At 58.6% G+C, this 5119-nt stretch carries 4 protein-coding genes and 1 pseudogene; all 5 read left to right on the top strand.

Features of this window, described 5'->3' with window-relative positions; genetic code table 11:
- Positions 1-238 precede the first annotated feature (238 nt).
- Entirely contained in the window at positions 239-574 is a 336-nt protein-coding gene (locus IRZ31_RS20075; RefSeq protein WP_297157137.1) for a hypothetical protein, read from the top strand.
- Positions 575-597: 23 nt separating this feature from the next.
- Complete coding sequence (locus IRZ31_RS20070; RefSeq protein ID WP_297157134.1) at positions 598-1287, top strand: hypothetical protein; 690 nt, start codon at positions 598-600, stop codon at positions 1285-1287.
- A gap of 168 nt (positions 1288-1455) precedes the next feature.
- On the top strand, positions 1456-1914 hold the full coding sequence (locus tag IRZ31_RS20065; RefSeq protein WP_297157131.1) for a hypothetical protein: 459 nt from the start codon (positions 1456-1458) through the stop codon (positions 1912-1914).
- Between the two features lie 192 nt (positions 1915-2106).
- Entirely contained in the window at positions 2107-4251 is a 2145-nt protein-coding gene (locus IRZ31_RS20060; RefSeq protein ID WP_297157127.1) for a DNA polymerase, read from the top strand.
- 555 nt (positions 4252-4806) lie between these two features.
- Positions 4807-5119 (top strand): annotated as a pseudogene (locus tag IRZ31_RS20055) (hypothetical protein); the annotation flags it as partial.

Raw genomic sequence — 5119 nt, 5'->3', positions numbered from 1 at the left:
GAAAATGTTACACCGAGATTGTGCGTGAAGTGTCGCACTAAGTTGACTCCCTTTCTATGATGGGTGCGAAGGTCAGAACTGACCTGGACCGGACTCCTGTATTCAGGCGGAAGACGGACGGTGAGGACCGTTCAGAAAATGTTACACCGAGATTGTGCGTGAAGTGTCGCACTAAGTTGACTCCCTTTCTATGATGGGTGCGAAGGTCAGAACTGACCTGGACCGGACTCCTGCTCTCATGCATTCAGAAAGGACGGTTCGCACAGCTATGATCAAACAGAAACGGATACGTCGCGCCACGCCCTCAACGCCAGGCGTGGTACTCATCCCCCTTCCTGACGAGACGTATTCGGTGATCGACCCGCTGGTCGACGCAGTCGTGTTCGTCTGGAATGCTCAACAGGGAAGCGGGGAGGCACTGCGCTTTTGGCAGACGGACCTGCCGCATGTCCGAGCAGACTACATCACCGGGGCACTGAACCGCTATGACTTACGGTACCGCCCACTCATTGCCACGCTGCTACTGGACGTGGCACGTACTCTGTTGATTGCCACGGCACCCTATCAACGGTAACAGTTGAAAAAGGAGAAATCATCATGACAAAAACAAAAGGAGAAATCTCCCAGTACGGACAGCAGTCTGTTTCTCCTGACCATGACATTCTGCAAGCCTTTGAAGCGGATTTGACCCGTGCCCAGTCCACGGGGCTGCGCCTGTTAAGCCTCAGTGTGGGGGAAAGCGCCCGGCTCTATTGTGCCGGGTCGTTCGCTCATCTGACAGCGATGGTTTACAAGCACGAGGTCTACGACCCTGACAGTCAATCATTCCAGGTGTCTGCTCTCTGTGCCCAGCGCATGGACAATCAGCCCTGCCGGTGGTGTGACGAGTACGATATTCACCTCATGAACGGGGGCCAAGGACGGTACGCGAAAGAAGCAAAACGGTACGAGCCGAAACGGTTTTTTCTTTATCCCGTCTTTGCGATTGCTGAGAGTCAGTCCGGGCGAGAGGGAACCTGGCGAGTGATTGCGGGTCAGGCGCGCCACCCGGTCCTCTCCTTTCTCTACTCAGCAGAGCGAGAGTCTGGGATTGAAGGACAGTGGTATCGAGTGACTCGGACCGCCCAAAAAGGGGAAGGTCGCTATATCATCGTTCCGGCTCGGTCCGAGCCAGCGCCCTCTACAATGGGCGAGATCCCACAGAAAGATGAGATCATAGCTCTGGCCCGCCTGCTGTGGCCCCCCGTCTCATCGCTGATGACAGATGACGAGGGGGCGGACAGCTAGCGCGTTGTCGTGATATTCGGGTGGGGTGGGAGATGGTACGGCTCAGGTCAGAAAGCAGAATGGCAGGGGCGTGCTGTATCTGTTCATCTCACGGGGCTAACAGACAGGTACAGCACGCTGCCTGATTCAGGCATGGACGTACAGAGAAGTTCCGTCAAGAGGTAGTCTATGGCTAAACAAATTCAGGGATTAGCAAACTTTATTTGGGTCTATCCCGGGAGACCCAATCCGTATGGGATCACCGTCGAAACCCGGAAGGCTTACAACCCTCTGACCGGCGAGCTGCTCAGCGTGCGCGAGGCTCAGACCCGCGCACACGGGGGACTCCGCTATGAGCAACGAGTCCCGAAGGAACAGCGGAAACTGTACCGTGAGCGAGACCCTCGTACCCAGGCAATTATACGGGACTACCGTCGTGCTGTCAAGCGAACGACCGGACGTGACATGAGCTATGACGAAATCGTGCGGTCACGTGAATTCAGACAGCTCTTGTCGGACCTGCGTCGCCCAGCGAACTCACCTCGTGGGAAGAAAGCCCGTGCGCTTGTCGATCTGGGCCGGCGAGAAAGCTGGTGGGACTGGAACGTCGGGGATACGCCAGAGGATCTGATGCAGGGGGTGGCATAAATGGGGCGCCACTATCAACGGAAATGGCTGGCCGATGGGACGCCTAATCCGAAGTGGAAGCCTGACCGACGGCGACGCCCAGGTGACCGGCACAAGCCACGAACAGGAGACAGGCACAAAACGCCACGCAAAACCGTACACCGGCAGAAGTCTGCTCCTTCATTCATCGCTCTCGACGGGGAAGGGGTGACCTTGCCCGACGGTTCCCACCGGTATGTATTGCTGTGCGCGTCGACCGGGGAAACGCTCTGGAATGAGGAAGGACTCTCAACAGCAGAGATCTTCACGTGGCTGGCTTCGCTGGCACGGCGCTACCCGCGTGCAATCTTCTGCGGGTTTGCGACCTCATACGATGTCAACTGCTGGCTGGCTTCGCTCTCCCGAGCTGATGTGGAACAGCTCTGGCACTCGCGCGATAACGGACCTGGGGGGCGCGCACTCACCCTCTGGATCGATAACCGGCTCTACGAACTCTCCTATCGCCCACGCAAACAGTTCACCCTTCGGCAGTACGTGGAGGATGTCCGCCATGCCCGATTTCGTGTTGTCGATCGACACGATCGGCATACAGGAAGACGGCAGGTACGGTTCGTTCCCAACTATGCAGCTCGTCTGACCGTCTGGGATTGTTTCGGGTTCTTCCAGACGAGCTTTGTCCAGGCGATTCGGGACTGGCTGGCAGACTCCCTGGACCAGAACGGACGGTTACACCTGCCTGATGGCATGATCATTGACATGGGGCATATGGCCGCTATGAAGACCGCCCGACACTCGTTCCGAACAGATGAACGAGAGCAGATCATCCGCTACTGTCTGGATGAATGCCGGGTACTCGTCGCTCTGATGAACCGTCTACGCTCGCTCCTCACGAGTGTCGGTATTCATTTGCAACGATGGGACGGTGCCGGTGCCATCGCTGCCGCGCTTCTCAGACAACATCGCGTCAAAGAGGCGCTTGACCGTCGCACGGGTCTCCCTGTGGCCCTCCGCCAGGCAGTTCGATCGGCCTATGCTGGAGGTCGGATCGAATTGTTGCAGTGCGGTACACGTCTCGGGCCGGTCTACAATTATGACCTGCGATCTGCCTATCCATCGATCATGCCGGAATTACCCCGCCTAGCCGATGGCGTGTGGCGGTACCATCGCGGTCCACTCTCGCCCTCCTCTCTCGCGCAGCTCAGTGCGTTTTCCATATACCATGTGCGATGGGATCTCGCCGGACCGTCCCAGGGATCTCACGCCACTCGACGCCCAGCGGCACGCGCGTATCCCTTCTTTTGGCGTGCCCCTGACGGATCAATTTACTTTCCGCCACGGGGGGAAGGCTGGCACTGGTCGCCAGAAGTTCTCTCAGCATTTCGCGCACTCGATACCGGAACGCTTACCGGGTGCATAGAGATCCTGGAAGCTTGGGAATTTCGTCCAGGCTCTGCTATTCGCCCTTTTGAATGGGTCAGGGATCTCTTTGACCTGCGACAGCAATGGAAAAGGGAGGGGCGTCCAGAGGAGCGAGTCCTGAAACTCGGGTTGAATAGTCTCTATGGGAAACTGGCCCAGGCGAAAGGTGGGACGGCGGATGAACCACCGACCTGGCACTCCCTGGAATGGGCAGGCTACATCACGTCTCGGGTGCGTGCGAAGATCTTCGATGCCATGATGCTGCGACCGGAAGCCCTGATCATGACATGCACGGACGGGCTGTACTCCACGGAACCCCTCCCAGGTATGGATATCGGTCCTCAACTGGGACAATGGGAAGACAACGGTCAGTTCACCGGGATCATCGCCGTGCAGGCGGGGGTGTATTGGACGCTTGTCCGACCGCTCTCCCCCAACGAAGTGGAACGGTTGGATGAAGAGCGGGCACATCTCGCCCACCGGTTCGATGAGTTCTATCTCTGTCTGCACGGGCAGTGGTACCAGGTCGCTCCCCACTACCGCGGCTTTGACCCGGGGACGCTCTTTCCTCACGCCGTTCTTGATGGCTGGCATCAGCAGCGCCTGACCGTCACAGCCACCACCACCCGCTTTGTGACTATGGGGACTGCGTTGCGGTCTGAGTGGAAGGACTGGCGACGGTGGGTTACTACGCAGCGTGAGCTGTCCCTGTTTCCCACGGGAAAGCGCGTGCTGACCGACCCAACAATCTTGCGTGAGAGCAGGCGACTCTCACACTCGTTACATCCAACCGATCCCACTCCCGTCGATATGGGAGAACCGTATCCCGTCTCTGCGGCTTACCAGCCCCGGTTTTCTGGGGAAACTGAGCAGCTTGCCCATCAGTGGGAAGACGAATTGATGATTGATCTAGACCTCTGGGAACAATCTTGTGAGTGACAGCAGGAGTGACCCAATGCGAGAGAAAGCACTCTTCTCTGTACTACAAGACTCTCTCACTGCCGTATTTCATCGGAAACGTCAAACCATTCGGGTGACCCAGACCGGTCCCAATCGCTTCACGCTCGCTATTGAACAAGCCATCTGGCGAAACGTAGATCCAGTGTCTCTTACCCATCTCCTACGGTTCTGGCAGACCCCACTCGATCATGGCTGGCTCCCGGCAGACGCTCCACAAGAGGATGAGTGACGTGTGTATTTATGCCCTGGTCTGGACCGACGGATCGACGCCCGTCGCCGTCTATGTTGGTCAGAGCAGGCGTCTCTTAGATCGCTTACACAGTCACGTCAGATCTGGGAAACGGGGATGGGACTACTGTCTCTGTCTGGAATGGCTCCCAGGGGATACCCCCCGATGGCAGGCTGAACAGCACGAACTGGCGTGGATTATCCGGTTTCTCCAGGCTGGTATTCCTGTGCGGAATAGAAAACACGCCCCTCCTGCTCTCATCGATTACCTCGTCACTTACAAAAAGTAAGTTCTGAGACAGACCGATGGCACGAGTTACGACGTCGTGGCTCGTGCCACGTACGGAACGGAGAGGCGGCCCGGTGACCCACGCCCCGGGGCCACGAGCCGGGCCACGAGCCACGGCGGCGCCCGTACCCACCAGGCGCACAACCCTCGGGCCACGACCCGGCGACGCCCCACGGCGACGCCCGGCGCCCGTACCCGGCCCGGCAGGCGCACGAGCCTCGGGCCACGAGCCGGGCTACAATGCACCCACGACCCGAGACGGCGGCGCCCGGCTCTCGTACCCGGGCCACGAGCCGGGCTACAATGCACCCACGGCGACGCTCCCACGAC

Source organism: Thermogemmatispora sp., from assembly GCF_019683635.1.
Taxonomy (GTDB): Bacteria; Chloroflexota; Ktedonobacteria; order Ktedonobacterales; family Ktedonobacteraceae; genus Thermogemmatispora.
This window is presented reverse-complemented; position numbering and strand designations above follow the sequence as displayed.